This is a genomic window from Paenarthrobacter aurescens (assembly GCF_025421775.1).
GTDB lineage: Bacteria > Actinomycetota > Actinomycetes > Actinomycetales > Micrococcaceae > Arthrobacter > Arthrobacter aurescens_B.
The window spans coordinates 25,603-52,585 of the sequence record NZ_JAOEFX010000001.1; the positions used below are offsets into that span (position 1 = coordinate 25,603).

Below are 26,983 nucleotides of genomic sequence, written 5' to 3' on the forward strand. Positions count from 1 at the left end.
CGATCAGGGGGAGGGCAACAGCCGAGTCGCCTCGCGGGTGGACAGCGGACTAAGGGCGGAAGCATTGTCGGCCGCAAACGAACGGACCCACTCAGGGTCCGTTTTGCTGTACTCACGAAGCGCCCAACCGATGGCCTTCCGGATGAAAAATTCTTTGTCGGCCAAGTTGGGCTCGATGACAGACGACAGCAAACCGGGGTCTGTCATGGACTTTGCCCCCAGTTGGGTCGTGATGGCAGCCCTTCGGATCCACATGTCCTCATCCTCGGCCCATTGAAGCAGCAGCGGTGCAACGGTGGTCCTGTGGGCAAGCAGCAGGGCGCAGAGCCGATGTGAGACACCATCAACGAGGTCCCACCAGGCGCCCGTGCGGATGATCTCTTCGTACACAGGCAGCATGTCCAAATCTTCCTTAACGATGCGAAGCCCGGTCAGGTCAATGGCTGCGTATCGCTCTTCGCGGGCCTCAGACTCACGCCAGAGCTGAAGAACGGCCCGCCGCAATTCTTCCGGCGATGAAACCGGGAATTCTCTCGCCGCGGTTTTGACGATGCTGCGCACCTCAGGTACACGAATTCCCCAGGATGGCATCTCCGACTTCATGTAGGCCTGGGCTCCCCGCGCCCTCTCGGCATTCCCCGCGGAACGGAGCCTGGAACGGATTGACTGCACGAGGTCCTGGATGGTCATGCTTCAACACTAGGGCTGGTGCCTGAACACACACCTCGAACCATCAACCAAACGCCCTCGCACCAGGTGAAGGGCCGCCGTAGAGTGGGCATGTTCGCGGAAATTTGTTGGGGCCAGCCCCAAACCGCCCCCAGATGCATGTCCAGCAACGGAGGAACACGATGTCAATGCTGAAGTCACCGGATCAGATTGCGTCGATGCGGGAGGCCGGCCGTGTTGTTGCCAATGCACTGGCGGCAGTGAGGGATCACGCCGCAGTGGGTGTTTCGTTGAAAGAACTCGACGACGTCGCAGCGGCGGTGATCTCCGATGCCGGCGCGAAACCTGCTTTCCTCGACTACCACCCCCGGTGGGCCTCCGTACCGTTTCCGGGAGTCATCTGTGCAAGCGTCAATGACGCCGTGGTGCACGGGATCCCGAACGCTTATGTCCTTGAGGACGGGGACCTGCTCAGCGTGGACTGCGGCGCGTTCCTGGAAGGCTGGTGCGGGGACGCGGCCATCAGCTTCATCGTGGGGGAAGGTGACATCGTGGATCAGCAACTCATCGACGCGACGGAAGCCGCGTTGGCACGGGGCATCGAAGCTGCACGCATGGGCAACAAAATGGGTGACCTTGCCTATGCGATCGGCGGTGAGGCGAAACGTGCCGGTTACGGCCTGTTGGCTGATCATGGCGGTCATGGGATCGGCCGGACTATGCACGCCGAACCCCCGGTCCCCAACATCGGACGGCCAGGACGTGGCATGAAGCTGGAAGAAGGTTTGGTCATTGCCATAGAGCCGATGTTGATTCTGGGCGGCAAGGACGACTATTACCACGACGAGGACGAGTGGACCCTGCGCTCGGCGAATGGTCGCAGGGCCGCCCACAGCGAGCACACAATTGCTGTAACGGCGGAGGGTCCTACGATCCTGACGCTGCCTTAGCTGGGCGATTGCCCTTTCCCAACCGCACCACTGGGCGGCCGGGCACGGACTCGGTTACCGGGCTGAAACCGGCTGCCACGAAGAGGCTAAGTGCTCCGTGATAAAGATCCGAGGCGGTCGCTTTGGTCCTCAGTTCTGTATCAACGGGGTAGGCCTCAATCGCCTCGGCGCCGTTGTTGAACGCATGATCTATGGCCGCGTCCAACAGCACGGATGACACGCCCGTGCGCCGGTGGTTCGGTGCGACGACGAAACAACTGACTGCCCAAACACCGGCGTCGTCCGAGGGTGCCTGATGCGACGCCCTGAGGACTGAGGATCGTTTGAGCCGCGGGTAGTTTGCCCGAGGTTCAACAGCGCACCAGCCAACGGGCCTGCCGTCCCGGAACGCGAGGACCCCCGGTGCCGGATCCGCGCTGAACGCTGACTTCAGCAGTTCCTTACGATCATCCGGCGATGTGTGGGTCCAAGCTTTTCCCGAGAGGGCGAACCACCGGCACCAGCACCGGGACGGTTCGCCCTTGGTTCCGAACAGTTCCTCAACAGCCGCCCAAGAGGCGGGAGCGGTCTCAAGCCTGGGCGCTGCATCGTGCTGTGCCATGGACCCAGAATAGGCCCTCAACTGCAGGGCTGGTCCTGCAGGCTCCTGGAATGTGGCTGAAAGTTCAAGCGCCGGCGCCCACAAGTTCTCCTGTAGTGGTGTTCACCATCAATTGGCCGGTGCCGTCAGGATCATCAACGTTGGATGCCTCGGACTCGTCTTCCGGAGGAGTTTGCTCCTCGTCGTCATCCTCCCATTCGCTGCTGCTTCCTGGCTTGCCCGGTGCCTCACCGGGCGCCGCCGTTTCTCCGGGAACGGCATCAGCAGGTGCCGAGGTGCCGTTCATGCGGGTGAAGTTGGCAGAGCCCCACATCAGGTCGTGCCCTACTGATTCGGCATCGATTTCCGCCACATGATAAACCCGGCCCTCATGCTCCCATTGCCTCAACCGGAGCCTGCCGACGACCAGGACACGCTGTCCCTTTTTCACGCTGCACCCCACATGCCCGGCAAGGTAGCGGAACGACTGCACCGTATACCAGTTGGTATTGCCATCCACCCAGGTATTGCTGGCGCGGTCGTAGCGGCGTTCCGTGGATCCCAGACGAAACGAAGCGGTGGACGTTCCCCGCGTTGTGGTGGAACTCTTGACCTCCGAGGCCACGAAGCCCCGGACGGTGATGATGTCATTCATGAGTGGTCCTTCTCGATGTAGGGAAGTGCCTGTCCGGCTCTTTCAGCTTCATCCGGGAAGGGCCGCCACGGCAGTGGCGATACAGGCTATGTGTACAACCACGGCGATAAGGGCGCTGTGGAGGAGAAGAGAGGCACACGGCGTGGACATGGCAGGCGGTTGGCGCCCAGCACTGTAAACTCTTTGTGGCGCCAACGGCCCACGGTGGTGGTGGCGCCAGTGCGCCCCAGTAGCTCAGGGGATAGAGCAGCGGCCTTCTAATCCGCCGGTCGGGGGTTCGATTCCCTCCTGGGGCACAGAATGCATCCCCCTTGGAACCGCCTCCAAGGGGGATGTTGTCTTATGGCCGCGACTCAAGAAATTCCTTGAGGTTCTGTAGGACCAGCCGCCAGGTTTCCGTCGAGTGATCCACTTCCCCCTTCTTCGAATTGTTGCCTTGCCTGATGGTCACTGTCGTTCCGTCCGGTGCTCCGGCAATGCGGTATTCCACGGTGTGGTAGTTCTCTGGAGCGTCAGGAAGCCCCGACGCCGGGCTGTAGTGGGTGGTCTTCAACAATTCCGGGGGATCGAAGGCAAGGATGGTTCCTTTGTCCTCGTAGGCCTTGCCGTTGTACTCGCCGGAGTAGGTAATTGGATCCCCAACCTGCCAGGTGGTGTTGACGTTGGTTCCGAGGAAGTACTGCTTGATGAGGGAGGGATCAGTCAGCGCCTCCCACACTTCTTCGGGCGGGGCAGCGACGGTGGTCGAGGCGACGGCGTCAGGAGCTTGTCCATTCATGATGATGCTCTCCATTCCTCAACCTGGACAGCGAAAACCTTCCGGTGACACGCTACGCCCGCCAGCATGCGTTGTGAATGGCACAATGTCTAGGTGATGAGCAGGAGAACCGCCCCGAAGTACTGTGAGGCAGCAGCCGCAGCGAAAGTCCGCATCGCCGGGCTGTCGTTGGTGATTGCCGCGGCTCTGACCATGACGGCTTGCACGGCGTCTCCGGGGTCGTCCGCGGGCCAGCCTGCCGCCACTCCGGCACCGTCCGCCAGCTCAACAGTCACGGCTTCCGTGGATCCTGCCGTGGCTGCGACGACGTCTGTGGTCGAAACCACGCTAAAGAACCTCGTTGCCACGAACACCAAACCGGACCGGGAGGCACTGCGGGCAGCCTTGGTTTCCGCCGGCATCCCGAAAGGGAACATCGAGGTTTCTGTCAGCCGCACGCCGACTGGCCTTGACGTGGACGCCATGGAGGCGGCGGCCCTGTCTGGGGAAAGCTGCGTCATGGGGCAGATCCGTGATGGTGGGGTGGTGGTGTCAGTGCTCCCCGTGCTTGCCACCGGAAAATGTTTCGTCGGAGACGCCCGCTAGCTGCACTGCAGCTCACGAATGTGAGTTAAGTACGCCTAGCCATTAGATTTAAGGGCATGGCGGAATTCATTTACACGATGACCAAGGCTCGCAAGGCCGTTGGCGACAAACTTATTCTGGACGATGTCAGCATGTCGTTCTACCCTGGCGCGAAGATCGGCGTCGTGGGCCCGAACGGTGCTGGCAAGTCCACCATCCTGAAGATCATGGCCGGACTGGACACCCCTTCAAACGGCGAGGCCCGCCTGAGCCCCGGTTACACCGTGGGCATCCTCCTGCAGGAACCGCCGCTGAACGAGGAAAAGACTGTCTTGGGCAATGTCCAGGAAGGCGTTGGCGAGATCTATGGCAAGATCCAGCGCTTCAACGAGATCTCCGAAGAAATGGCCAACCCGGATGCGGATTACGAGACGCTCCTGGATGAGATGGGCAAGCTGCAGGAAGCTATTGACGCTGCCGATGCCTGGGACATCGACTCCCAGCTCGAGCAGGCCATGGACGCGTTGCGTTGCCCGCCGGCTGATTCTGACGTCACTGTCCTCTCCGGTGGTGAGCGCCGCCGCGTGGCCCTGTGCAAGCTTCTTCTCCAGAAGCCTGACCTGCTGCTTCTTGATGAGCCCACCAACCACTTGGACGCCGAGAGCGTGCTGTGGCTCGAACAGCACCTCTCCCAGTACCCCGGTGCTGTCCTCGCCGTGACCCACGACCGTTACTTCCTGGACCACGTGGCTGAATGGATCGCAGAAGTTGACCGCGGCCACCTCTACCCGTATGAGGGCAACTACTCCACCTACCTGGAGAAGAAGAAGGCCCGCCTGGAGGTCCAAGGCAAAAAGGACGCGAAGCTGTCCAAGCGCCTTACCGAGGAACTTGAGTGGGTGCGCTCCAACGCCAAGGGCCGCCAGACCAAGTCCAAGGCCCGTCTTGCCCGCTATGAGGAAATGGCTGCCGAAGCGGATCGCACCCGCAAGCTGGACTTTGAAGAGATCCAGATCCCGCCGGGACCGCGCCTGGGTTCCTTGGTTATTGAGGCCAAGAACCTGAAGAAGGGCTTCGACGACCGCGTCCTGATCGATGGCCTCTCCTTCTCGCTGCCCCGCAACGGCATCGTTGGCGTCATCGGACCCAACGGTGTAGGTAAGTCCACGCTGTTCAAGACGATCGTGGGCATGGAGCCGTTGGACGATGGTGAGCTCAAGATCGGCGAGTCCGTGAAGATCTCCTACGTGGACCAGTCCCGTGGCGGCATCGATCCCAACAAGTCCCTCTGGGAAGTTGTTTCGGAAGGACATGACTTCCTCCAGGTCGGTCAGGTCGAAATGCCTTCGCGTGCCTATGTTTCGGCGTTCGGCTTCAAGGGTCCGGACCAGCAGAAGAAGGCTGGTGTCCTCTCCGGTGGTGAGCGCAACCGCCTCAACCTGGCGCTGACCCTCAAGCAGGGTGGCAACTTGTTGCTGCTTGACGAACCTACCAACGACCTCGACGTCGAAACCCTGAGCAGCCTTGAAAACGCCCTTCTCGAATTCCCGGGCTGCGCAGTGGTGGTTTCGCACGATCGTTGGTTCCTCGACCGGGTAGCGACCCACATCCTCGCCTACGAAGGTGACGACGAGAACCCGTCCAAGTGGTACTGGTTCGAGGGCAACTTCGACTCCTACGAAGAGAACAAGGTGGAGCGCCTTGGCCCCGATGCCGCCAAGCCGCACCGCGTGACGCACCGCCGCCTGACCCGCGATTAGAAGCTGATCGCCTAAGGCATCAACGCAGAAAGGCCGGTCCCGCCAGGGGCCGGCCTTTCTGCGTGTACATCCGTAAGTACGGAACCCATGGGCTACGGGATCCGGACCATGCCTTCCTGGGCCACGGTGGCAACATGCAGACCGTCGCGGTTGAAGATCCTGCCTGTGGCGAGCCCGCGTGCGCCTTGGGCGCTGGGGGACTCCTGGACGTAGAGCATCCACTCGTCCACCCGTACCGGACGGTGCCACCACATGGCGTGGTCCAGGCTGGCGACGCTCATACCCGGCGTCATCCACGCGAGGCCGTGCGCACGGAGTATGGGCTCCAGGAGCGTGTAGTCGCTTGCGTAGGCCAAGGCGGCCCGGTGCAGGTTGGGGTCATCGGGCAGGGGACCCATGGTCTTCATCCACACCGCGTTGGTAGCCACGTGCTCGGTGGGTGGGGAAACGTAGAGGGCGGGGTCAATGTGGCGGACGTCGAAGGGCCGCTCGGATGACATGTGCCGCGCCATCGGGTGGTCGAAATGCGACAACAGTTCGGCCGTGCTGGGCAAGGTTTCGGGATCCGGTATGCCTTCAGGCATGGTGGCCTGATGGTCCAGGCCGGTGTCTTCCACTTGGAATGACGCGATCATTGAAAGAATCGGCACGCCATCCTGGTAGGCATGCACCCGGCGTGCCGAGAAGGACCGACCATCGCGCAGTCGTTCAACGCCGAAAGTGATGGGTTTGTTGGCGTCACCTGGCCGCAGGAAATAGCCGTGCATTGAGTGCGCAACCCTGTCCGGTTCAACGGTCCTCATGCCCGCCATCATCGACTGCGCCAGGACCTGGCCACCAAAAACGCGGTGGCGGGGTTGCTTCTGGGACGGCCCAAGGAAGATGTCCTCGTTGGTCCGTGCTCCGTCAAAGTCACCAAGGTCCAGCAGGCCTATCAGCACTTCCATGGGGTCTTCTGCGGGTGCTTCCACCTCGAGGCCAGCGTTCGTCTCAGTCATGGTTCGACTTTAGACGCCGCCCCGACCCCTCTCAACCGGGGACATGCCGGTAGAGTCGGTGATGTGACAGATGCCTTGACCCAGTCCATCCGCTTCGCCGACCCCCGTGACCTTGCCGATCTGCGCACCTTTGTCACCAGGGCCAAAAGCATCGACGACGGCGCCATCCGCCTCCAGGCCGCAGGCAACGTCCTGGCCGCCTACGTATGCGTCTTGAGGCCCCGCATCCTGGGGGAGTCGACGCCCACTATCCTGGGCCTGCGAACCATGGCTTTGGCCGAACCCGCCCATGCGGACGTGACGGTGACGCTTGCGTCCGTTATGGACCGTTTGGCCCGCTCGGGTGCCGATGACGTGGAGCTGCCAATACCGCCGTCGACCGTTTCCGAGTCCTGGGCAGGCGTCGGCGCACCCCGCTCCGGGTGGGAAGCGCAGGGATCAATGCTCGACGCCGACCTCAGGCAGGCGGCCGAGGCCGGCATCGCCGAGGTGGCTGGTGTCATTCCGGCTTTGGCAGGTGCCGCCGTCGTCAATAGCGCCAGGGCTGCTGTCTGGGGCCGCGAACTCCCCGGTGTGACCGGGCTGCCGGCAGGGGCGGCTTTCGCTGCTTTCGCTCTGGGTTTCCTGGGCGACGCCGAGCAGAAAGTCTTCCGCAATGGCCGCTGGTTCCGCCTGAGCGGCCCCCGCGGCCATGTGCTGGTGCGCACAGGCGCAGGCCTGGGGCTCGGCTTCTAGGGTCAGGCGCCGGACGAAGGACTGTTGACCATGGTCAGCGCAGCCCGTTCCATGTAGTCCCACAAGGTGCCCTCATGCAGTGGCGAGAGGTTCAGGGAGTCCACCGCAGTGCGCATGTGGAACAGCCAGCGATCCTTGGCTTCGGGGGTTACCTGGAACGGCATGTGGCGCATGCGCAGCCGGGGATGCCCGCGTTCTTCCCCGTAGGTGGTGGGACCGCCCCAGTATTGTTCCAGGAACATGAGGAATCGTCGCTTTGCCGGCCCCAGGTCCTCTTCGGGGTACATGGGTCGAAGCAATGGATCCGTGGCAACGCCGTCGTAGAAGACGTCGATGAGCTTGACGAATGTCTCGTGTCCGCCCACTGCAGCGTAAAAACTGTCCGTGTAGGCGGGCTGGCTGAAGGGATCATTCTGCATCAGCTGGCGTCGGGGGCCCGTTTGGGGTGCCGGGGGTTGCCCGCCTGTTGTGCTACTCATTGGACTTCTCCTCGGCTTTGGTGACGCGCGGTGCGCCTGCTGTGACGGGCGCAGTTGCTGCAGCGCCGGGCTCAATGGTGGTGTCCGGTGTTTCCAGCGGGACGTAGTCACCCTGCGAGCGGTTTCCCACGCGGAGGATTTCGCCGTTACGCAGATACCAGATGGCTCCGTCTTCAGCTCGGACCCGGGTGATGCGCAGGCCCACGGATTCAACGGTACCAATCACTTCGCTGGTGACGATGACATCGCCGATTCCGTATTGGTCTTCGATGGTGATGAAGATTCCGGCGAGGAAATCGCGGATCAGTTGCTGGGCACCGAAGCCGATGGCCACACCCAGGATGCCCACGCTGGTCAGCAGCGGCGCGACGTCCACGTTCATGTATTTGAGGACGTAGATGATCACGATCACCACCACCACAACGCTCACCAGGCTCGTCAGCAGGGTGCCGATTGTCTCGGCGCGCTGTGAACGGCGCTCGTGGTCCAGCGCGCGGATGGCTGGTTGCACCCACTTGAAGTGCGCTTTCTTGAAGAAGGAACTTCCGGCGGAAACCCGCCGGGTGATGCGCAAGATGATGAACCGCGCAACGATCCATACACCCAGGCCCACGCCTAAAGTGATGAGGATTGAAACGAGGTCGATCTTTTCGGGTTCCAAAGTGACAATTTCTGCCAGGGGGATGGAGGTCAAGGTTGAATAGCTCCTTGTCGTCGGCCCGTGTTCGCCGGGCGCGGAACACTCTGTCCACCTACAACCCTAGCGCCGTAGCGTGACGGTATGCGCATCCTGGTCCTGGGCGGTACCGCCTTCCTGTCAGCAGAAATCGCTCGGCAGGCTGTTGCCGCCGGGCACGATGTCACCTGTTTCGCGCGGGGTACTTCGGCCAACCCGCCCGACGGCGTCACCTGGGTAAGGGGTGACCGCGCCTTGGGTGCGGCGGCGTTCGCGGAGATCGACGGCGACTGGGATGAGGTGGTGGATGTCTCGCGGGATCCCGTGCAGGCACGTGTGGCACTCGATGTGCTGGCGCCGGCCGCCGCTCATTGGACCTTTGTCTCAAGTTGTTCGGTGTATGCGGACCACTCGGTTCCCGGTGCGGATGAAAGTGCAGCGCTCTTGGAACCTTTGCCCGAGGGCCAAACGGGCACCCCGGAGACATATGGCGAATCCAAGTCTGCAATCGAGCAGATGACGCTTGCCGGGGTGGGAGGGAAAGCGCACATCGTCCGTGCCGGGCTCATTGGCGGACCGGGGGACGGCACTGACAGATACGGCTACTGGCCGGCCCGCTTCGCTGCGAACACTGACACGGTGGTGGTCCCCGACATCCCTGACGACGCCACCCAGATCATTGATGTCCGGGATCTCGCCGCGTGGATCCTGCGATCCGCCGCTCAAGGGCTGACGGGTACGTACAACGCCCTGGGAGACGTTGTGAGGTTCGAGGATTACATCAAGGAATCACAAAATGCAGCCGGGGCTGCGGCAGGGGACGTCGTACAGCCTGACGAGGACTGGCTGGTGGAACACGGCGTGGATTATTGGGCCGGACCTGACTCCCTTCCCCTGTGGTTGCCGGCGGGACACGACGGCTTCCAAGCGCGGACGAACCAGGCGGCACGTGAGCGGGGGATGGCCCTGCGGCCGTGGCAGGAAACTCTTGCGGCCACCCTTAAGGACGAGAAGCAGCGGGGCTTGGACAGGGACCGAAAGGCCGGACTCAGCCGCGGGACCGAACAACGGCTGGTGGCACTCTGGCGGGGTGAACAGCGTTAGGCAGCTGCCGCCGTCGTGGTTGGCTCGTGCAGTACGGGGAAGTTGACGCTGCGTGCAATGAAGCAGACTTGGTTGGCCTCGTGGTGCAACTGTGGCACCAACCCGGCATGGTCGGGATCCGCGATGGTGACGTTCGGTTTAAGGGTCACGCTCTCGAATTGGCCGCTGCCGTCGCGGTTGAGCTTCATGAGCCCTTCGGCGTTGTCCTCGTAACTGGTGACAACCACGCCATGCTTGACGGCTACATGCAGGAAAGACAGCATGTGGCACTGCGAGAGCGCGGCAAGCAGCAGTTGCTCGGGGTTGTAGCGCGTCCGGTCGCCATGGAATGTGGGATCGGCCGATCCTTTCAACGTAGGCAGCCCGCTGATCTCGACGTCGTGGTCGCGTGAATATCCCCGATAGCTGGCCGTGCCATCGCCGAGGTTTCCAGTCCAGCGGACGGTCAGCGCGTAGTGGTGTTCGTTGAGGCCCATGCGGACAGTTTAGCTACGCACAGCCAACTGTCCGCACGGGCCCCAGGAGCGAACCGTGCCTACACGTCCGCTGCCCGTGCACGCAGGGCACGGGCTACACCGTCGCGGTTCTCCAGCATCATTCGGCGCAAGGCTGCACTTTCTTCGGGGAGTCCGGCCAGGAAATCATCGGTGCGGTCCACCGTGGCCTGGGTGGTGAGCTGTGCCGGGTAGAGTCCCACCACGATCTGTTGTGCCAGAGCGTGCGTGCGTTCCTTGACGATTCCGGGAACGGCTTCGAAATACTTTTCCGCGTAAGGCTCCAACAGCGAGGTATCCGGGACCCGCATAAAGCCGGCCACGGCAGAGGACTGCAATGCGTTGGAAAGCTCTCCGGTGACCACGATCGAGTCCCAGGCAGCTGCTTTGGCCTCCGGGGTGGGGATGGCTGCCTTGGCTTGGGCTGCGGCGTTCTGGCCGTTGGAGGTGTTGTCGCGGGCAAGCTCCTCGTCGATGCGTTCCTGGCCGTGGCGTCCGCCGGCCACGAGGGCGGTCAGGAGCTCCCAACGCATGTCCTGGTCCACGGTGAGGCCTTCGAGGGTTTCCGTCCCTTCCAAGAGGGCCTCGATGCGGTCCAACTGGCCGCCGCTGCGTGCCAGCTGGGCGAAGGACTTGGCGAACTGGAGTTGGGCATCTGAGCCTGCTTCCACGGAGGAAGCGAGTTCCCAGAGCTTGTCTGCGGCCGCGATCGTGGTGGCTGCCTTGTGGTCCGCGGCGACGTAGTACGTCAGGGTGGTGGCGAGTTGACGGAGCTGGACCAGGATGACTGAAGAATCCGTTTCGTGGGCAATGTTGGCCAGGATCAGGTCCACGTAACCGCGGGCCGGGGTTTCGCCGTCGCGTGCAGCGTCCCATGCGGAGCCCCACACCAGGGTGCGGGGCAGGCTGGCGGCAAAGTCCTTCAGGTGGGCTTTGGCAGTGGCGAGGGAGTGCTCGTCGAGGCGGACCTTGGCATATGCGAGGTCGTCGTCGTTGAGCAGGATCAAGTCCGGGCGTTGACGGCCGGCAAGGGCCGGGACCTCGGTGCGGGGCCCATCGACGTCGAGTTCTTCGCGGTGGGTGCGTTCCAGCTTGCCTTCTCCTGAGAGCGAGTAGAAGCCAACGGCGAGGCGGTGCGGACGGAGTGTGGGCTGCTCCTGAATTGCGGTCTGCAGTATCGCGAAGTTGGTGATGGTGTCTTCGGCGTCAACTGCCAGTTCGGGGGCCAGGGTGTTCACACCGGAAGTTTCCAGCCAGAGCTTGCCCCATACGTCCAGGTCGCGGCCGGAGGCGGCCTCGAGCTCCACCATGAGGTCAGCGAGCTCGGTATTCTTCCACGCGTGCTTGGCGAAGTACGTACGGACACCGGCCATGAACTGTTCCGGACCCACCCAGGCAACCAACTGACGCAACACCGAAGCGCCTTTGGCATAGGTGATGCCGTCGAAGTTGACCTCCACGTCCTCAAGATTGTTGATCTCGGCAAAGATCGGGTGCGTCGTGGGCAGCTGGTCCTGCTTGTAAGCCCAGGACTTTTCCACGGAGGCGAAGGTGGTCCAGGCCCTGTCGAATTCGGTGTTCTCCACGGCAGCCAGGTGCGACATGTATTCCGCGAACGATTCGTTGAGCCAAAGGTCATTCCACCAGCGCATGGTGACCAAGTCGCCGAACCACATGTGGGCCAGCTCGTGGAGGACGGTGATGGCGCGCCGTTCGATCTGGGCGCCAGTGACTTTTCCGCGGAAGACGTAGCCCTCCAGAATGGTGACGGCCCCTGCGTTCTCCATGGCTCCGGCATTGAATTCCGGGACGAAGAGCTGGTCGTATTTCTCGAACGGGTACGGGCAGCCGAATTGGGCCTCGAAGAACTCAAAGCCTTGGCGGGTCAGTTCGAAGATGTTGTCAGCGTCGAGATACTGCATGAGCGACTTGCGGGCAAAGACTCCCAACGGGATGACCCGGCCGTCGGAGCTGGTGACCTCTGACCTGACCGACTGGTACGGTCCGGCGATCAAGGCCGTGACGTAGGAGGACAGCCGCGGCGTGGTGGTGAATTCCCACACGGAGCGGGCACCGCCATCCTCGCCGGGTGCTGTTTCGGACGGAACCGGGGTGGGGGAGTTGGAGATCACGTCCCAGTGCGACGGCGCAGTGACTGTGAAGGTGAAGCTTGCCTTCAGGTCGGGCTGCTCAAAGACGGCAAACATGCGCCGGGAGTCGGGAACTTCGAATTGTGTGTAGAGGTACACCTCGCCGTCAACGGGATCCACGAAGCGGTGGAGACCTTCGCCGGTGTTCATGTAGGGAGCGTCTGCCACCACGGTGAGCTCATTCTCGGCCGACAACCCAGGGAGCTGGATGCGCACGCCGTCGGAGACTTCAGCCGGGTCCAGGTCGGTGCCGTTCAGGGTCACACTGTGGACCGCGGCCGTGATCGCATCAATGAAGGTTGACGCTCCCGGCGTCGCAGAAAACTTGACCACGGTGGTGGAGCCGAAGACCTCAGGGCCCTTGGTGAGATCCAAGGTGACGTTGTAGGACTCGACGTTGAGCAGTTCGGCGCGGTTTGCGGCTTCGTCGCGCGTAAGGTTCAGGCCTGGCAAGTGGTGCCTCCGGAAGATGATGGGGTGGCCGGCTGATCGCTGCCGGTCGCTGGTGTGAAGTCATTCTTTCACTCCACGCCTGGAAGGCAAGGAGTGGGAGCCACAGTGTCGCACCACGGAGTAGCGTTGGATCATGGGATCGTTCCGGGACACTCTCGATTTCCGCGCACTGAGGTTTGCGGTCGCATTTCCTTTGCTGCTCGCTGTTGGCTTCGTGGTGTGCGCCCAGATGCTGCGGAACGACCTCCCGAACCCCGTTGCGGTCATGTGGAACGCCGACGGCGGCAGTTCGTTTGCGCCGTTTGGCGCCTACGTTGCAGGCGGGGCGGCACTCATCACCTTTTGCGGTTGGGCGGTGTTCCTCCAAGCAGTATCGATCACCCGGCCGGTGGTCATGCGTCGGGTCATGATGGGCGTGGGGATGATGGTCAGCCTGTTCATCACCTCTGTGGTGGCAGCCGGCCTGGTGGGCCAGTCCGGGCTGGTGGACGCGCGGCAGTCCCATGTTGACCCGATCGTGCTGGCCATGGGCAGCGGGGCGGCCGTGGCTTTGGGTGTAGTCATGATGTTCGCGTTCAAGCCGGACCCGCGGTGGACGCGGGAGGACGACGTCGCACTCCAGGAGGAACTGAGCCTCCTCGAAGACCCCGACCTCGCCCGCGATTCGCTCCGCCTGTGGGTACATGCCCGGAGTTCCGTTTTTGTCATGATCATTGTCTCGGCCCTGTTTCCTGCTGCCCTGATAGCGGTCGCAGTCCCATGGCTTGGCGCCCTGGTAGCGGTGGCCGCACTGGTTGGCGCAGGGTTCCTCTTCGCACGGGTGCGGGCCGACAGAGGAGGGCTCCAGGTCTTCGCTGGCGGCATCGTGCGCGTCCTGACCGTTCCCGCCGTCGAAATCGCCGGGGCGGCCCCTGCCGAAGTCAAGGCGGCGGATTACGGCGGGTGGGGATGGCGGCACCATGACGACGCGACGGCGATGCTCGTTGGCAGCGGCCCCGCCGTCGTCGTAAGGAAACTTAATGGAGGCCGGGTGGCACTCAGCGCCGGCACCGTTGCCTCCGCAGACAAACTTGCTGGAATCCTGAACCGGGCGGCCCATCGGGCCCATGGCGGAGGTCAGGCCCAACAACCCGGGTAGCGGTACCCTTGGTAGCGCATCCCTTTATCGCCGCGCCCGGCATGTGCTGTGCTGCTGCCCAGTGCCGTCCCGGCGCGCCAGAAAGAAACGGACTTCCTGTGACTACACCCCGCGTCCACATCGCTACTGACCACGCCGGCATGGAACTGAGTGCCCACCTGGTCAGCCACCTCACCGCCAAGGGCTATGAAGTAGTGGATCACGGGCCCAAGGAATACGACGCCCTGGATGACTACCCGTCCTTCTGCATCAATGCAGGACGTGCCGTCGTCGCGGACCAGGAGGCCGGTGTCCACGCTTTGGGCATCGTCCTGGGCGGCTCCGGCAATGGCGAGCAAATTGCTGCCAACAAGGTCAAGGGCGTCCGCGCTGCGCTGGCCTGGAACCTCTCTACCGCAAAGCTGGCCCGCGAGCACAACGATGCCAACGTTGTGGCCGTCGGAGGCCGCCAGCACACCGTTGAGGAAGCCACTGAGCTCATCGAAGCCTTCCTGCAGGAACCGTTCAGCAATGACGAGCGCCACGTACGCCGCATTGGCAAGATCGCGGTGTACGAAACCACCGGCGAAATCGTCGAGTAGTGCCGGAAGGGCACTCGGTCCACAGGCTGGCCCGCCAATTCCAGGATGTTTTTGGCGGCCGGTCCTTGGACGTCTCCAGTCCCCAGGGACGTTTTGCTTCCGGTGCGGAACTGCTGAGCGGTCACACCATGGTGGAGGCCAAAGCCCATGGCAAGCAGTTCTTCCTCCGGTTTGACCACGAACTTTTCCTCCATGTCCATCTGGGGCTGTACGGCGCATGGAGTTTCGGCGGCGACAGCTCCTTCACGGGCGCCTCGAGCATTGGCGCCCCGCGCCGGATCGGGGAACGGGAAAGTGGCTCCGCTGCCGAAGGCGGCGAGTACGCCGGCCCGCCTGAGCCGGTAGGTGCCGTCCGGGTCCGTCTGGTGTCCGACCACGGTTGGGCAGATCTGCGCGGTGCCACCACCTGCGCAGCCGTCACCGCTGCCGAGGCTCAAGCCGTGCTGGATCGTTTGGGTCCTGACCCGTTGCACAACAGGGGAGGGGACCGGGATGAATTCATCCGTCGCCTGCGTCGCCGCAAGACGGCCGTGGCATTGCTGATGATGGACCAGTCCGTGCTGGCCGGCGTCGGGAATATTTACCGTGCCGAAGTGCTGTTCCGGCAGGCAGTGGATCCTTGGACGCCCGGAAGCAGCATTGATGCCGGGACCGCTGGCCGACTCTGGGATGACACAGTGGCTACCATGTCCGATGGTGTCCGCGACGGACGGATTGTCACGACGCCTCCCACCCTGTGGACTGGCGGCGGTGCGGTGGCGCCCGACGCCGATGCCCACTTTGTCTATAAGCGGGACGGAATGCCCTGCCGCGCCTGCGGGACGCTGGTGGGCATGACGGAAATTGGTGCCCGAAAGCTGTATTGGTGTCCGGGCTGCCAGGTGTAGCAGCAACAAAAAAGCGCCCCGATCCATGGATCGGGGCGCTTTTTTCTGGAGGGGACGACGGGAATCGAACCCGCGTAATCAGTTTGGAAGACTGAGGCTTTACCATTAAGCTACGTCCCCAGGACGAAAGTCCCTGTTCAGGACATCTTCCCGGTGGCTGTTGAAGCCGGGTACTACTAAACCTAATTCCGGCGGCAGTGTCAAATGTGCATTCTTGGCTCGCTTGCCCGTAGACTGTCCTGTGCGTTCGGGGTGTAGCTCAGCTTGGCTAGAGCGCCTGCTTTGGGAGCAGGAAGTCGCAGGTTCAAATCCTGTCACCCCGACTCTGTGTTTGTGTCCGCTTCAGGGGCACGACAGAACCCCATACCCACGAATTCAGGAGTACTTAGACTGTGAAGAGCGCTGTCGAGAACCTCACCGCAACGCGGGTCAAGCTCAATGTTGAGGTTCCCTTTGAGGAACTGAAGCCGAGCATCGACGCCGCGTACAAGACCGTTGCTTCGCAGATCCAGGTTCCCGGATTCCGCAAGGGCAAAGTTCCCTCCAAGCTCATCGATCAGCGCGTTGGCCGTGGCTACGTCCTGGAGACCGCCATCAACGATGGCCTCAACGGCTGGTACCAGGCTGCAGTTCAGGAGACCGGCGTCCGCCCCCTGAGCCGTCCCGAGGTTGAGATCACCGAGGTTCCGGACCCGACCTCAACCGATGGTGAGCTCAAGTTCCAGGTGGAGATCGATGTCCGCCCCGAGATCGAACTGCCGGACTACGCCGGCATCAAGGTTGAGGTCGCTGCTGCGGAGTCCTCCGAGGCCGATGTCGACAAGGCCCTCGACGAACTGCGCGGCCGTTTCGGCACGCTGAAGTCCGTTGAGCGCCCTGCCGCGAACGATGACTTCCTCACCATCGATATCACCGCCACGATCGACAGTGAAGAGATCGATTCCGCTTCCGGCCTGTCCTACCAGGTTGGCGCGGGCACCATGCTCGAAGGCCTCGATGAAGCCGTCACCGGCCTGTCCGCCGATGAAGAAGCCATCTTCGACACCACGCTTGTGGGCGGCGACCATGCGGGCGAATCCGCACAGGTCAAGGTCGTCGTCAAGGCTGTCAAGGAGCGCGAACTCCCCGAAGCGAACGATGACTTCGCGCAGCTCGCCTCCGAGTTCGACACTCTCACTGAACTCCGCGAGGACCTCGCCAAGCAGGCTGCCGACTCCAAGGTCGTCGAGCAGGGTGTTGAAGCACGTGACAAGGTCCTGGACAAGCTCGTTGAGCTCGTAGAGGTTCCGGTTCCGGATTCCGTGGTCGAAGAGCAGATCGAAGCGCACTTCAACCCGGAGAACGCCCACGGCGAAGGTGACCACGACACCGAGGAGCACCGCGCCGAGGTCAAGGCCAACACCGAGCGTGCCTTCCAGAACGAGATCATCCTTGACGCCATTGCCGACAAGGAAGAAGTGGACGTCAGCCAGAACGAGCTGATCGACTACATCGTCACCACCGCCAGCCAGTACGGCATGGACCCCAACCAGTTCGCCCAGATCATTGATCAGAGCGGCCAGGTTCCCATGATGGTGTCCGAGGTTCGCCGCCGTAAGGCCCTGGCTGTTGTCCTGGGCCAGGCCGAGGTTGTCGACACCGAGGGCAACAAGGTTGACCTCACCGACTTCGTCCGCCCCGCAGGCGAAGCAGCAGCCGAAGAGGCTGCCGCTGTTGAAGCAACCGAGGAAGCGGACTCTGCAGCAAGCGATGACCCCGCAGCAGTGAAGTTCTAGTCAACGACTTCAACCGGCCCCGGATCTCCTGATCCGGGGCCGGTTTGCTTTAAGGCTGAACATTGGTGCTGACCCAGACGTGCGCCGTCAGCGAACAGCGCGATTCCGGCGAACAAATCGCCCCTGAAAACGGTTAGTGTCCAAGTAGTGAAGTTCAGTGAGGTCACTGGCACCAGCGAGAGGTAAGTACTTATGTCACAGCAATCAGAGGCTCCCCGGATGGCAACTGTCGATCCCGCAGCCCAGGACAACTACATCTACAACCGCCTGCTGAAAGAGCGCATCATCTGGCTCGGCTCTGAAGTCCGTGACGAGAATGCCAACGCCATCTGCTCGCAGCTCCTCCTCCTCTCGGCCGAAGACCCGGAGAAGGACATCTACCTGTACATCAACTCCCCGGGTGGGTCCGTGACGGCCGGCATGGCCATCTACGACACCATGCAGTTCATCCCGAACGACGTCGTCACCGTCGCAACGGGCTTGGCTGCCTCCATGGGCCAGTTCCTCCTGTCGTCCGGCACCAAGGGCAAGCGTTACGCCACGCCCAACGCCCGCATCCTGATGCACCAGCCTTCCGGCGGCATCGGCGGCACGGCCTCGGACATCAAGATCCAGGCTGAACTGATCCTGCACATGAAGAAGGTCATGGCCGAACTCACGGCTGAGCAGACCGGTCAGTCCGTGGAGACCATCCTCAAGGACAACGACCGCGATAAGTGGTTTACGGCCGCTGAGGCTTTGGAGTACGGCTTCTTCGACAAGATCTCGGCGCACGCCGGTTCTGTTGCCGGTGGTGGCGGCACGGCCAACCAGTCGGGCGCAGAGTCGAACTCCGAAAACTAACCGGCACAAAGAACCACTGAAACCCCAGGAGTAAAGAACATGAACTACAACTTCGGATGGTCTGCCGGTAATCTCCCGTCCAGCCGTTACGTCCTGCCCCAGTTCGAGGAGCGCACGCCCTACGGCTTCAAGCGCCAGGACCCGTACACCAAGCTGTTCGAGGACCGCATCATTTTCCTCGGTGTCCAGGTTGACGACGCATCTGCCGACGACATCATGGCCCAGTTGCTGGTCCTGGAGTCAACGGACCCGGACCGCGACATCACCCTGTACATCAACTCGCCGGGTGGTTCGTTTACGGCCATGACGGCCATCTACGACACCATGCAGTACATCCGTCCGGAAATCCAGACGGTCTGCCTGGGCCAGGCCGCCAGTGCAGCTGCAGTCCTGCTCGCTGCCGGTACCCCGGGCAAGCGACTCGCACTCCCGAACGCACGTGTCCTGATCCACCAGCCTGCCCTCTCCGGTGGCCAGGGTGGCCAGGCCTCGGACCTCGAAATCCAGGCGGCGGAAGTCATGCGCATGCGCACCTGGCTCGAGGACACGTTGGCTCACCACTCGGGCCGCACGTCGGAGCAGGTCAACAATGACATCGAGCGCGATAAGATCCTCACGGCTGCGGATGCCCTGAGCTACGGTCTCATCGACCAGGTTCTGGACTCCCGGAAGATCAAGCCGCAGGCGATCACCAGGTAGCGCACGGAATTCAACGCCGGTGCGGTTCGCGAAACATGGACCGCACCGGCGTTCTGTTTCCACCCAAGCAGCCCATTGTGACCTAGAGTGGATGTTGTCACGGTGGTGCCAGCCGCGGCTTGGCCGCACACTTGAGTACGGCGCGGAGCCGCACCACCCGCATGCAACGAAGGGATTTCCACATGGCTCGGATTGGCGAGAGCACGGATCTGCTGAAGTGTTCTTTCTGCGGAAAGAGCCAGAAGCAGGTGCGGAAGCTGATTGCCGGGCCCGGTGTCTACATCTGCGATGAATGCATCGAGCTGTGCAACGAGATCATCGAAGAGGAACTCGCTGAAGTTTCCGATCTCGGTAGTTTCGAACTACCCAAGCCCCGTGAGATCTTCGACTTCCTGCAGGAATACGTCATTGGCCAGGAACCCGCAAAGCGATCACTGGCGGTGGCTGTTTACAACCACTACAAGCGCATTCAGGCCGGACACGCACCCAAGACCGGCAACCTCGGCGAGGGATCGCACCACGAGGACGTGGAGATTGCCAAGTCCAATATCCTCCTGATCGGCCCCACCGGTTGTGGCAAGACATACTTGGCACAAACTCTGGCCCGTCGGCTCAACGTGCCGTTTGCAGTCGCCGATGCCACGGCGTTGACGGAGGCCGGCTACGTGGGCGAAGACGTCGAGAACATCCTGCTCAAGCTCATCCAGGCCGCTGACTACGACGTCAAGAAGGCCGAGCAAGGCATCATCTACATCGATGAGATCGACAAAATTTCCCGAAAGAGCGAAAACCCCTCGATCACACGTGACGTTTCCGGCGAGGGCGTGCAGCAGGCACTCTTGAAGATCCTCGAAGGCACTGTAGCCTCCGTGCCACCACAGGGCGGACGCAAGCACCCCCATCAGGAATTCATCCAGATTGACACCACCAATGTGCTCTTCATCGTGGCGGGAGCCTTCGCTGGTCTCGAAGACATCATCGGTTCGCGGTCCGGACGCAAGGGCATTGGATTCGGTGCTCCACTCAACGAGGCCCGTGACAACGTGGACACCTACGGCGAAGTCATGCCTGAGGACTTGCTGAAGTTCGGCCTTATTCCGGAGTTCATTGGTCGCCTTCCCGTGATCACTACCGTGTCCAGCCTGGACCGGCCCGCCCTGATCCAGATCTTGTCCACTCCAAAGAACGCGCTGGTAAAGCAGTACCAGAAGATGTTCCAGTTGGACGGCGTAGACCTCCAATTCGACGACGACGCCCTGGACTCCATCGCGGATCAAGCACTCGAACGCGGTACTGGTGCGCGCGGCCTGCGGGCCATCATGGAGGAAGTCCTGCTTCCCGTCATGTTCGATCTTCCCAGCCGGGACGACATCGCCACTGTGGTCATCACAGCAGACGTTGTGGCGAAGAAGGCACAGCCCACCATGATCGCCCATGACGTCGTTGCCAAGCGCCGGAATAAGTCGGCATAGCTTCCTGTTGGCGTAGACAAGGCGCGGTTCCGTTGGACCGTCCGCCACACCACGTTTCCACCCCTCCGAGGAGTTCCCTGTGCCCGAACAGACTGTGTCCGAAGTGAACGCACCAGAACAGACCGCCAACAAGGCCGATTTCTGGTTCGACCCCGTATGCCCGTTCGCCTGGATTACTTCGCGCTGGATCGGCGAGGTGGAGCAGGTGCGCGGTATAGAGACCGATTGGCACGTCATGAGCCTTTCGGTCCTGAACGAGGGCCGGGATCTGCCGGCCGACTACAGGGCAATGATGGATGACAGTTGGGGCCCCGTCCGTGTCATCATCGCTGCCCAGGAGCTGCACGGCAGCAGCTATGTCAAGCCGCTCTACGACGCTATGGGAGAGCAGATCCACCACGAGGGCAACAAGGACCGTGCGTCCGTGATCCAGAAAGCCCTCGCTGAAACCGGCCTTCCCGCTGACCTCGCCCGCTTTGCGCAGTCGGATGAGTACGATGTCCAGTTGCGCGCAAGCCATGACGCCGGGATTTCACTGGTTGGCCAGGACGTCGGTACCCCCGTGGTGGCGGTTAACGGAACAGCATTCTTCGGTCCGGTGCTGACGCGGATTCCCAGGGGCGAAGAAGCAGGGAAGATTTGGGACGCCACGGTGACCTTGGCTGGCTACCCGCACTTCTTCGAGTTGAAGCGCAGCCGCTCGGAAAGCCCGGAGTTCAGCTAGCCGGAACGCCAGGCCACCTACTTAAGGAAACCGCGACTTACTGAGGGACCCGCGACCTATTTGAGGAACCGCGATGTCCGCCGGTCGGCCAGGATCTTTCCGCTCGTTTGACAGGTGGCGCAATATTGCAGGGAGGTGTCCGCGAAGGACACCTCCCTGACTGTATCCCCACACACCGGGCAGGGCTGTCCTGTTCTCGCGTGCACCCTGAAGTTGCTGCGTTTGGTGTCCTTGAGTTCGCTGGAGGGTTTGCCGGCTGCTGCATTGACAGCTCCCACCAATATTTCCTGCATGGCTTCGTAGAGCCGGGCCACCGTTTGTTTGTCCAATGACTTGGCGCTGGCAAACGGAGAGATCTTTGCGGCGTGCAGTATCTCATCGCTGTAGGCATTGCCGATGCCGGCAATGACGCCCTGGCTGCGAAGCAATCCCTTGATTTGCTGCGAGCTTGACCCAAGTATTGCTGCCAAGGCCTCAACGTCGAACTCGGGGCTGAGTGGTTCCGGGCCCAGCGTCGCGATTCCCGGTACGTCCTGCGGATCCCTCACCACGTAGATTGCCAAGCTCTTTTTGGTGCCCGCTTCCGTCAGGTCCACCCCGATGTGGGCGTCGTCGGCAGGACGGTGGAACAGCAGCCTCGCGGAGATGTTGCTTTTGCCCATGCGTAGTCCGGCGGAGGAAGGGTGCTCCGTGTACCGGACCCAACCGGCCTTCGCCAGATGGAACACGAAGAACAGGCCATCAAGGTCAACGCAGACGAACTTCCCGATACGTCGGACACCTTGAACAGTCCGACCCTCCAGAGCGGAATAGGGCGGATCCGCGGTCTTGAGCGCTGAGAAGGAATTGATGCGGATTTCGGTCAGCACAGCTCCATGGAGTTGGGTGTCCAGGTACATGCACAGGCCGTGCACTTCGGGGAGTTCCGGCATGGACAATACTCTGCCACAGGTGGCTCAGGTGTCACAGGAGAACTACAGGATTGTAGTTCGTCCGGAAGCCTTGTGCATCTCCGTCAGCAGGACAACAATGGTTCTTACCCACTTCGAAAGAAGAGGGACACGGAAACCAAAGATTCAGTGATATGCAACCAACGCAGCCTTTGGCAAAGTTGGAAGCAAGCTACCAGTGACGAGGTAGGAAGACCTGAAATTCCAAGGATTCCGCCAGACTGTCAAGACGTCACCAGACAGCCGAAAAGTCGAAGCCCCACCAACGGCAAAACGCTGATGGGGCTTCCCCTTTGCCCAAAAACTGTTGGGCTCTTGAACTCCGGCCGCCGGAAAGGCTAGGACGCGGGCGTCTCCTCAGCCGGTGCCAGGACAACGTCGCTGACAGTCAGTTCACCTTCGCCCGACTGGAGCGTGATCTCCTGCGCGTTGGCGGCAGCCTTCAAGTCACCGAGGCCGGCCTTCAACTGGGCGACCAGGACCTCCGAGGCGGTGATGGATGCAGACAGGACCTCTGTGCGCTGCTTGACCTTGGCCTCTGACTTTGCCTTGCGGATACCGCTGAGCGCGATGCCCACAGTGCCCAGCATGGTGGTGTCGCCGTCGGTGATTTCCAGGGCGGCGGGCCACTCTGCACGGTGGACGGATCCTGTGCGCCACCAGCCCCAGACCTCTTCCGTGGCGAAGGGCAGGAACGGGGCGAACAGGCGCAGGAGCGAGTCGAGGGTTGTTGCCAGCGCTGCCAGAACGGAAGCCTGCTCGGTTTCCCCAGCTGCACCGTAAGCACGGTCCTTGATCAGCTCTACGTAGTCGTCCGTGAACTGCCAGAAGAACGATTCGGTGATCTGGAGCGCGCGGGCGTAGTCGTAGTTTTCGAACGCCTTGGTGGACTGGGCAACGACGTCGGACAGTTGCGCGAGCAGCGCACGGTCCAACGGGTTGGTCAGCACCGAGAGGTCGGAGGTTACTACGGAGTTTTCCGTTGCACCCAGGTTCAATACGAACTTGGAGGCGTTGAGAAGTTTGATGGCCAATCGGCGGCCGATCTTCATCTGGGCGATCTCGTACGCCGTGTCGGCGCCAAGCTTGGCAGAAGCGGCCCAGTAGCGCACGGCGTCTGAACCGTACTCGTTCAGCACATCCGTGGGGACAACAACATTGCCCTTGGACTTGGACATCTTCTTGCGGTCCGGGTCCAGGATCCAGCCGGAAATGGCCGCGTGCTTCCACGGGGCGCTCTTCTGCAGGGCATCCGCGCGGACGGCCGAGGAGAACAGCCAGGTGCGGATGATGTCGTGACCCTGAGGGCGGAGGTCGAAGGGGTAGACCTTGGAGAACAGGTCCTCGTCGCGGCTCCAGCCACCCACAATTTGCGGTGTAAGGGAGGACGTAGCCCACGTGTCCAACACGTCGGCGTCGCCGGTGAAGCCGTTCGCCTGATCGCGCTGCGACTCCTCGAAGCCGGGGGCAGCGTCTGCAGCAGGATCGACCGGCAGCATCTCGTCCGACGGAAGAACCGGGTTGTCGTAGTCCGGGTTGCCCTGGGCATCCAAGGGATACCAGACGGGAATCGGCACTCCGAAGAAGCGCTGGCGGGATACGAGCCAGTCACCATTAAGGCCCGCGATCCAGTTCTCGTAGCGGGAACGCATGAAGGCCGGGTGGAAAGTGATCTCCTGGCCGCGACCGATGAGGCGTTCACGGCGTTCCTCGTCGCGGCCACCGTTGCGGATGTACCACTGGCGGGACGTCACGACCTCGAGGGGCTTGTCACCCTTCTCGAAGAAGTTCACCGGATGGGTGATCTTTTTCGGTTCGCCGTCCAGCAGCTCGGCTGCCTTGAGGAGCTCCACCACGGCTTCCTTGGCGGAGAAAGCTGTCTTGCCGGCGATTGCGGCGTAGGCTTCCTTGCCGGCCTCGGTGGTGATCCACTCCGGAGTGTCGGCAATGATGCGGCCGTCGCGGCCCATGATGGCGCGGGTAGGCAGCTGCAGTTCGCGCCACCACGTGACGTCCGTCAGGTCACCGAACGTACACACCATGGCGATGCCGGAGCCCTTATCAGCTTTGGCCAACGGGTGCGCCTTGACCTCCAGTTCGACGTCGAACAGCGGGGACCTCACGGTCTTGCCGAACAGCGGCTGGTACCGCTCGTCGTCGGGGTTGGCTACCAGGGCTGCGCAAGCGGCGAGCAGTTCCGGACGCGTGGTCTCGATGAAGATCTTTTCGCCGTCTTCGGTGAAGAAGGGGTAGCGGTAGTAGGCGCCGGCAACTTCGCGGTCCTCAAGTTCAGCCTGGGCAACAGCGGTGCGGAACGTCACGTCCCACAGGGTAGGAGCTTCGGCCATGTAAGCGTCACCGGCGGAGAGGTTGGCGAGGAACGCACGCTGGGAGACCGCGCGGGAGGTGTCGTCAATGGTGCGGTAGGTCAGGTCCCAGTCCACAGACAAGCCAAGGGTCTGGAACAGGTTCTCAAAGACCTTCTCGTCCTCAACGGCGAGTTCCTCGCACAGTTCGATGAAGTTCTGCCGCGAAACGACGTCGAAATCGCGCTGGTTCTTGGCCGGCTGTGCCGGGGGCGTGTAATCGGCCTTGTAAGGGATGGCGGGATCGCAGCGCACACCGTAGTAGTTCTGGACGCGGCGCTCGGTGGGCAGGCCGTTGTCGTCCCAGCCCATCGGGTAGAAGACGTTCTTGCCCGTCATGCGCATGTAGCGTGCCTGGACGTCGGTCTGCGTGAAGGAGAACATGTGGCCCACGTGGAGCGAGCCGGACGCCGTGGGCGGGGGAGTGTCGATCGAGTAGACCTGCTCCCGGGTGGTGTCCGGGTTGAACTTGTAGGTTCCCTCTTCCAGCCAGCGCTGCGTCAAGGCAGCCTCAAGGCCTTCAAGGGCCGGCTTGTCGGGAACGTTAATGGGGGCGGTGGCGGGCGTGTCTGTACCCTGCGTTGATTCAGCCATGGACCAATTGTTTCATGGCTGAATCAACGCAGGGTACATCCCGCCGCCGCTTCAGGACCCCGCACCCCCGATAAGGTAGTCCCATGACTTTGGCAGCGCACAGCATCCCCGCAGGACATAACAAGACGGCCGTTGTAACCGGGGCCAGCACCGGCATCGGCGAGGCCACCGTGAGGGCCTTGGTCTCCACCGGGTGGAAGGTCTTCGCCGTGGCGCGCAGGGCTGACAGGCTCGGCGCTTTGGGCGCCGAAACCGGCGCCGTTCCGTTCCCGGCCGACATCACCGACGACGACGACGTTGCGGCCCTGCTGGCGGCGGTCACCCAAGCCGGAGGTGCTGACACTCTCATCAACATCGCCGGCGGTGCGAGGGGCGCGGACACCATCGCGAACGCCGACACGGAAGATTGGGAATGGATGTACCAGGTGAACGTCCTGGGCACCATGAAGATCACCCGTGCCTTCCTGCCCATGCTGCGGGAGAACGGCGAAGGAACCGTCCTCAACCTCACCTCGACGGCCGGGCTGTCCGCCTACGAGGGCGGCGCCGGGTACAACGCCGCCAAGTTCGCCCAGCACGCCATGACCAATGCCCTGCGGCTGGAGGAGGTGGGCAACAACGTCCGGGTTATCGAAGTGGCTCCGGGCCTGGTCCACACCGAGGAGTTCGCACTCAACCGGTTGGGCGACAAGGATGCGGCGGCCAAGGTTTATGCCGGAGTGGAGAAGCCCTTGACCGCTGGGGATGTGGCAGATGTTGTGAAGTACGCAGTCTCCTTGCCGCATCACATCAACCTCGACCAGATCGTGGTCCGCCCTGTTGCGCAGGCCGCCAACCACAAGTTGGTCCGCAAGGAAAGTTAGCCGGCGGGGATGACCAGCGTTGCCATGATGGCTGCATGGTCGCTGCCCGGAATCCGGTGGACCGAGTAACCGCTGCTGCTGATCCTGGGCGTCGTCACCATGTGGTCGATGACGATTCCCGGCAATGGCGGACCCTCCATTGGCCAGGTGGGTGAGAACCGTCCGCCCGAGGCCGTGCCGACGTCAACGAGTTTGCTGGCTTCCTGCTGGCTGCCCGTGCCAGCATCAAGCAACGACCGGAACTCGGAGTGATCGTACGTGGCGTTGTAGTCACCCACCAACAGGTGGTTTCCCGGCCGGGACGCTTGCCGGGCCACCTTGTCCAGATCACTGCGCCACTGCCCGATCCGTTCGTCCACCGGTGGAAGGGCATGGACGTTGGTGAGGTTCAGTGCCGCTGTGGACGCCGCGCCGCCATCAGTGACCAGGACCCGGGTGACGTCCATCCGGAACGGGGTATCCGGCAGAAGACCCACGGCCTCGATCGGGAACACGGAATACACGGCGCCACCGGAGGCGTCATCGTTGGGTTCGCTGAGGACGTTTGGGAGCAATTTGTCCATACCTGCGGAGCGGAGGGCATCTTCCAGGCGCTGCGTGTGCTCCTGAAGCGTCAGCAATTGGACACCGTGCTCACGGACCAACCTCACGATGGTGTCCGCGTCAGCCTCCCCGTACTCGGTGTTGAGGCTCATCACCCTCACCGATGCAGTCGGAGTCCCGTCAGGCAGCGCTTGCTGGCGTCCTGGGTCCAGCGGAAACAGCCACAACACTTGGAGAGCCAGCAGGGCCGACGTCGTCACTATCACCCACAGGCGACGTCCCGGCAGGGCGAGCACCAATGCCACAGCAGCTGGCAGGACCATCCACGGGGTGAAGGACAGCAGTTGCACCACGATCAGGGGCCACTCCGCAGGGATTGCACGGAACATCGATACGGCCGCCACGGGCAACGCCATCAGCAGAGCCGGCACCGACCATGCCAGAGAAGCCCGGCGTCGCACCGGACGGGATTCCGGAAGTGCAGGGGAGGGGTGCGTCATGGG

General features: G+C 62.3%; 27 protein-coding genes and 3 tRNA genes. 16 read left to right on the plus strand and 14 right to left on the minus strand.

All coding sequences use genetic code 11. The features are described 5' to 3' along the window. Nucleotides 1–3 precede the first annotated feature (3 nt). Nucleotides 4–690 (minus strand): DNA alkylation repair protein, encoded by a 687-nt coding sequence (locus N7568_RS00155; protein WP_261607919.1) that lies wholly within the window; start codon nucleotides 688–690, stop codon nucleotides 4–6. 161 nt (nucleotides 691–851) lie between these two features. On the opposite strand from N7568_RS00155, the gene map reads away from it, so the two are divergent. Beyond that, on the plus strand, nucleotides 852–1,619 hold the full coding sequence (gene map, locus N7568_RS00160; protein WP_261607920.1) for a type I methionyl aminopeptidase: 768 nt from the start codon (nucleotides 852–854) through the stop codon (nucleotides 1,617–1,619). Here the strand turns inward: map and N7568_RS00165 are convergent. Beyond that, entirely contained in the window at nucleotides 1,597–2,220 is a 624-nt protein-coding gene (locus tag N7568_RS00165) for a GNAT family N-acetyltransferase (RefSeq protein ID WP_261607921.1), read from the minus strand. The genes map and N7568_RS00165 overlap by 23 nt on opposite strands. Nucleotides 2,221–2,284: 64 nt before the next feature. Then, complete coding sequence (locus N7568_RS00170) at nucleotides 2,285–2,854, minus strand: single-stranded DNA-binding protein (RefSeq protein WP_261607922.1); 570 nt, start codon at nucleotides 2,852–2,854, stop codon at nucleotides 2,285–2,287. A 223-nt stretch (nucleotides 2,855–3,077) separates the two neighbouring features. Between N7568_RS00170 and N7568_RS00175 the strand changes: the two genes are divergently transcribed. Further along, nucleotides 3,078–3,150, plus strand: a tRNA-Arg gene (locus tag N7568_RS00175). Between the two features lie 44 nt (nucleotides 3,151–3,194). Here the strand turns inward: N7568_RS00175 and N7568_RS00180 are convergent. Together N7568_RS00180 and N7568_RS00185 are read right to left on the minus strand one after the other, a co-directional pair. Beyond that, complete coding sequence (locus N7568_RS00180) at nucleotides 3,195–3,632, minus strand: SRPBCC family protein (protein WP_261607923.1); 438 nt, start codon at nucleotides 3,630–3,632, stop codon at nucleotides 3,195–3,197. 89 nt (nucleotides 3,633–3,721) lie between these two features. After that, nucleotides 3,722–3,958: a hypothetical protein gene (locus N7568_RS00185; RefSeq protein WP_261607924.1), complete on the minus strand. Its 237-nt coding sequence runs from the start codon at nucleotides 3,956–3,958 to the stop codon at nucleotides 3,722–3,724. On the opposite strand from N7568_RS00185, the gene N7568_RS00190 reads away from it, so the two are divergent. Next, the gene (locus N7568_RS00190; protein WP_261607925.1) at nucleotides 3,927–4,217 is read left to right on the plus strand and encodes a DUF6993 domain-containing protein; all 291 of its coding nucleotides are present in this window, start codon (nucleotides 3,927–3,929) and stop codon (nucleotides 4,215–4,217) included. The genes N7568_RS00185 and N7568_RS00190 overlap by 32 nt on opposite strands. 56 nt (nucleotides 4,218–4,273) lie before the next feature. Beyond that, entirely contained in the window at nucleotides 4,274–5,956 is a 1,683-nt protein-coding gene (gene ettA / locus N7568_RS00195) for an energy-dependent translational throttle protein EttA (protein WP_207593754.1), read from the plus strand. Nucleotides 5,957–6,048: 92 nt separating this feature from the next. Here ettA and N7568_RS00200 read toward each other — a convergent pair whose 3' ends face one another. Further along, complete coding sequence (locus N7568_RS00200; protein WP_261607926.1) at nucleotides 6,049–6,954, minus strand: acyl-CoA thioesterase; 906 nt, start codon at nucleotides 6,952–6,954, stop codon at nucleotides 6,049–6,051. Nucleotides 6,955–7,017: 63 nt separating this feature from the next. Between N7568_RS00200 and N7568_RS00205 the strand changes: the two genes are divergently transcribed. Then, nucleotides 7,018–7,689 (plus strand): hypothetical protein, encoded by a 672-nt coding sequence (locus tag N7568_RS00205; protein ID WP_261607927.1) that lies wholly within the window; start codon nucleotides 7,018–7,020, stop codon nucleotides 7,687–7,689. 2 nt (nucleotides 7,690–7,691) lie between these two features. Here N7568_RS00205 and N7568_RS00210 read toward each other — a convergent pair whose 3' ends face one another. After that, complete coding sequence (locus tag N7568_RS00210; protein ID WP_306422471.1) at nucleotides 7,692–8,168, minus strand: globin; 477 nt, start codon at nucleotides 8,166–8,168, stop codon at nucleotides 7,692–7,694. Continuing rightward, nucleotides 8,161–8,862 (minus strand): mechanosensitive ion channel family protein, encoded by a 702-nt coding sequence (locus tag N7568_RS00215; RefSeq protein WP_261607928.1) that lies wholly within the window; start codon nucleotides 8,860–8,862, stop codon nucleotides 8,161–8,163. Before N7568_RS00215 ends, N7568_RS00210 begins: the two co-directional genes overlap by 8 nt. 87 nt (nucleotides 8,863–8,949) lie before the next feature. Between N7568_RS00215 and N7568_RS00220 the strand changes: the two genes are divergently transcribed. Then, on the plus strand, nucleotides 8,950–9,948 hold the full coding sequence (locus tag N7568_RS00220) for an NAD-dependent epimerase/dehydratase family protein (RefSeq protein ID WP_261607929.1): 999 nt from the start codon (nucleotides 8,950–8,952) through the stop codon (nucleotides 9,946–9,948). On the opposite strand, the gene N7568_RS00225 is transcribed toward N7568_RS00220, so the two are convergent. Both N7568_RS00225 and pepN read right to left on the minus strand, forming a co-directional pair. Further along, complete coding sequence (locus N7568_RS00225) at nucleotides 9,945–10,424, minus strand: OsmC family protein (RefSeq protein WP_261607930.1); 480 nt, start codon at nucleotides 10,422–10,424, stop codon at nucleotides 9,945–9,947. The genes N7568_RS00220 and N7568_RS00225 overlap by 4 nt on opposite strands. A gap of 59 nt (nucleotides 10,425–10,483) precedes the next feature. Then, nucleotides 10,484–13,045: an aminopeptidase N gene (gene pepN / locus N7568_RS00230; RefSeq protein WP_261607931.1), complete on the minus strand. Its 2,562-nt coding sequence runs from the start codon at nucleotides 13,043–13,045 to the stop codon at nucleotides 10,484–10,486. A gap of 133 nt (nucleotides 13,046–13,178) precedes the next feature. On the opposite strand from pepN, the gene N7568_RS00235 reads away from it, so the two are divergent. The 3 genes from N7568_RS00235 (at nucleotide 13,179) to N7568_RS00245 (ending at nucleotide 15,651) form a co-directional block, all read left to right on the plus strand. After that, nucleotides 13,179–14,183 carry a hypothetical protein gene (locus N7568_RS00235; RefSeq protein ID WP_261607932.1) on the plus strand — a complete coding sequence of 335 codons (1,005 nt, stop codon included), beginning with the start codon at nucleotides 13,179–13,181 and terminating at the stop codon, nucleotides 14,181–14,183. Nucleotides 14,184–14,281: 98 nt separating this feature from the next. Then, on the plus strand, nucleotides 14,282–14,764 hold the full coding sequence (locus N7568_RS00240) for a ribose-5-phosphate isomerase (protein WP_261607933.1): 483 nt from the start codon (nucleotides 14,282–14,284) through the stop codon (nucleotides 14,762–14,764). Then, nucleotides 14,764–15,651, plus strand: coding sequence for an Fpg/Nei family DNA glycosylase (locus tag N7568_RS00245; RefSeq protein ID WP_261607934.1), 888 nt, complete (start codon nucleotides 14,764–14,766; stop codon nucleotides 15,649–15,651). The genes N7568_RS00240 and N7568_RS00245 overlap by 1 nt, the downstream gene beginning before the upstream one ends. A 46-nt stretch (nucleotides 15,652–15,697) precedes the next feature. Here the strand turns inward: N7568_RS00245 and N7568_RS00250 are convergent. Continuing rightward, nucleotides 15,698–15,771: transfer RNA gene (locus tag N7568_RS00250), tRNA-Gly, on the minus strand. Nucleotides 15,772–15,899: 128 nt separating this feature from the next. Between N7568_RS00250 and N7568_RS00255 the strand changes: the two genes are divergently transcribed. From N7568_RS00255 to N7568_RS00280, 6 genes are all read left to right on the plus strand, one after another. After that, nucleotides 15,900–15,974, plus strand: a tRNA-Pro gene (locus tag N7568_RS00255). Between the two features lie 69 nt (nucleotides 15,975–16,043). After that, entirely contained in the window at nucleotides 16,044–17,426 is a 1,383-nt protein-coding gene (gene tig, locus N7568_RS00260) for a trigger factor (protein ID WP_261607935.1), read from the plus strand. A gap of 219 nt (nucleotides 17,427–17,645) precedes the next feature. Further along, the gene (locus N7568_RS00265) at nucleotides 17,646–18,269 is read left to right on the plus strand and encodes an ATP-dependent Clp protease proteolytic subunit (RefSeq protein WP_026542390.1); all 624 of its coding nucleotides are present in this window, start codon (nucleotides 17,646–17,648) and stop codon (nucleotides 18,267–18,269) included. A 39-nt stretch (nucleotides 18,270–18,308) separates the two neighbouring features. Continuing rightward, on the plus strand, nucleotides 18,309–18,968 hold the full coding sequence (locus N7568_RS00270; protein ID WP_024816918.1) for an ATP-dependent Clp protease proteolytic subunit: 660 nt from the start codon (nucleotides 18,309–18,311) through the stop codon (nucleotides 18,966–18,968). Nucleotides 18,969–19,150: 182 nt separating this feature from the next. Continuing rightward, entirely contained in the window at nucleotides 19,151–20,440 is a 1,290-nt protein-coding gene (gene clpX / locus N7568_RS00275; protein WP_261607936.1) for an ATP-dependent Clp protease ATP-binding subunit ClpX, read from the plus strand. A gap of 79 nt (nucleotides 20,441–20,519) precedes the next feature. Beyond that, entirely contained in the window at nucleotides 20,520–21,164 is a 645-nt protein-coding gene (locus tag N7568_RS00280) for a mycothiol-dependent nitroreductase Rv2466c family protein (RefSeq protein ID WP_261607937.1), read from the plus strand. Nucleotides 21,165–21,220: 56 nt separating this feature from the next. Here N7568_RS00280 and N7568_RS00285 read toward each other — a convergent pair whose 3' ends face one another. Beyond that, nucleotides 21,221–22,096, minus strand: coding sequence for an Fpg/Nei family DNA glycosylase (locus N7568_RS00285; RefSeq protein WP_261607938.1), 876 nt, complete (start codon nucleotides 22,094–22,096; stop codon nucleotides 21,221–21,223). Between the two features lie 356 nt (nucleotides 22,097–22,452). Then, nucleotides 22,453–25,074 carry a valine--tRNA ligase gene (gene valS / locus N7568_RS00290; protein WP_261607939.1) on the minus strand — a complete coding sequence of 874 codons (2,622 nt, stop codon included), beginning with the start codon at nucleotides 25,072–25,074 and terminating at the stop codon, nucleotides 22,453–22,455. Between the two features lie 83 nt (nucleotides 25,075–25,157). Between valS and N7568_RS00295 the strand changes: the two genes are divergently transcribed. Next, complete coding sequence (locus tag N7568_RS00295) at nucleotides 25,158–25,937, plus strand: SDR family oxidoreductase (protein WP_261607940.1); 780 nt, start codon at nucleotides 25,158–25,160, stop codon at nucleotides 25,935–25,937. On the opposite strand, the gene N7568_RS00300 is transcribed toward N7568_RS00295, so the two are convergent. After that, complete coding sequence (locus N7568_RS00300; protein ID WP_261607941.1) at nucleotides 25,934–26,980, minus strand: endonuclease/exonuclease/phosphatase family protein; 1,047 nt, start codon at nucleotides 26,978–26,980, stop codon at nucleotides 25,934–25,936. The genes N7568_RS00295 and N7568_RS00300 overlap by 4 nt on opposite strands. Between the last annotated feature and the right edge of the window lie 3 nt (nucleotides 26,981–26,983).

Bases quoted from the DNA above. Each gene is read 5' to 3' on its own strand.
- N7568_RS00180 (WP_261607923.1), bottom strand. From the start codon at position 3,632: ATGAATGGACAAGCTCCTGACGCCGTCGCCTCGACCACCGTCGCTGCC.
- N7568_RS00210 (WP_306422471.1), bottom strand. From the start codon at position 8,168: ATGAGTAGCACAACAGGCGGGCAACCCCCGGCACCCCAAACGGGCCCC.
- N7568_RS00235 (WP_261607932.1), top strand. From the start codon at position 13,179: ATGGGATCGTTCCGGGACACTCTCGATTTCCGCGCACTGAGGTTTGCG.
- N7568_RS00170 (WP_261607922.1), bottom strand. From the start codon at position 2,854: ATGAATGACATCATCACCGTCCGGGGCTTCGTGGCCTCGGAGGTCAAG.
- map (WP_261607920.1), top strand. From the start codon at position 852: ATGTCAATGCTGAAGTCACCGGATCAGATTGCGTCGATGCGGGAGGCC.
- N7568_RS00220 (WP_261607929.1), top strand. From the start codon at position 8,950: ATGCGCATCCTGGTCCTGGGCGGTACCGCCTTCCTGTCAGCAGAAATC.
- clpX (WP_261607936.1), top strand. From the start codon at position 19,151: ATGGCTCGGATTGGCGAGAGCACGGATCTGCTGAAGTGTTCTTTCTGC.
- N7568_RS00295 (WP_261607940.1), top strand. From the start codon at position 25,158: ATGACTTTGGCAGCGCACAGCATCCCCGCAGGACATAACAAGACGGCC.
- N7568_RS00200 (WP_261607926.1), bottom strand. From the start codon at position 6,954: ATGACTGAGACGAACGCTGGCCTCGAGGTGGAAGCACCCGCAGAAGAC.
- valS (WP_261607939.1), bottom strand. From the start codon at position 25,074: ATGGCTGAATCAACGCAGGGTACAGACACGCCCGCCACCGCCCCCATT.
- N7568_RS00155 (WP_261607919.1), bottom strand. From the start codon at position 690: ATGACCATCCAGGACCTCGTGCAGTCAATCCGTTCCAGGCTCCGTTCC.
- N7568_RS00285 (WP_261607938.1), bottom strand. From the start codon at position 22,096: ATGCCGGAACTCCCCGAAGTGCACGGCCTGTGCATGTACCTGGACACC.
- N7568_RS00300 (WP_261607941.1), bottom strand. From the start codon at position 26,980: ATGACGCACCCCTCCCCTGCACTTCCGGAATCCCGTCCGGTGCGACGC.
- ettA (WP_207593754.1), top strand. From the start codon at position 4,274: ATGGCGGAATTCATTTACACGATGACCAAGGCTCGCAAGGCCGTTGGC.
- N7568_RS00265 (WP_026542390.1), top strand. From the start codon at position 17,646: ATGGCAACTGTCGATCCCGCAGCCCAGGACAACTACATCTACAACCGC.
- N7568_RS00165 (WP_261607921.1), bottom strand. From the start codon at position 2,220: ATGGCACAGCACGATGCAGCGCCCAGGCTTGAGACCGCTCCCGCCTCT.
- N7568_RS00225 (WP_261607930.1), bottom strand. From the start codon at position 10,424: ATGGGCCTCAACGAACACCACTACGCGCTGACCGTCCGCTGGACTGGA.
- N7568_RS00270 (WP_024816918.1), top strand. From the start codon at position 18,309: ATGAACTACAACTTCGGATGGTCTGCCGGTAATCTCCCGTCCAGCCGT.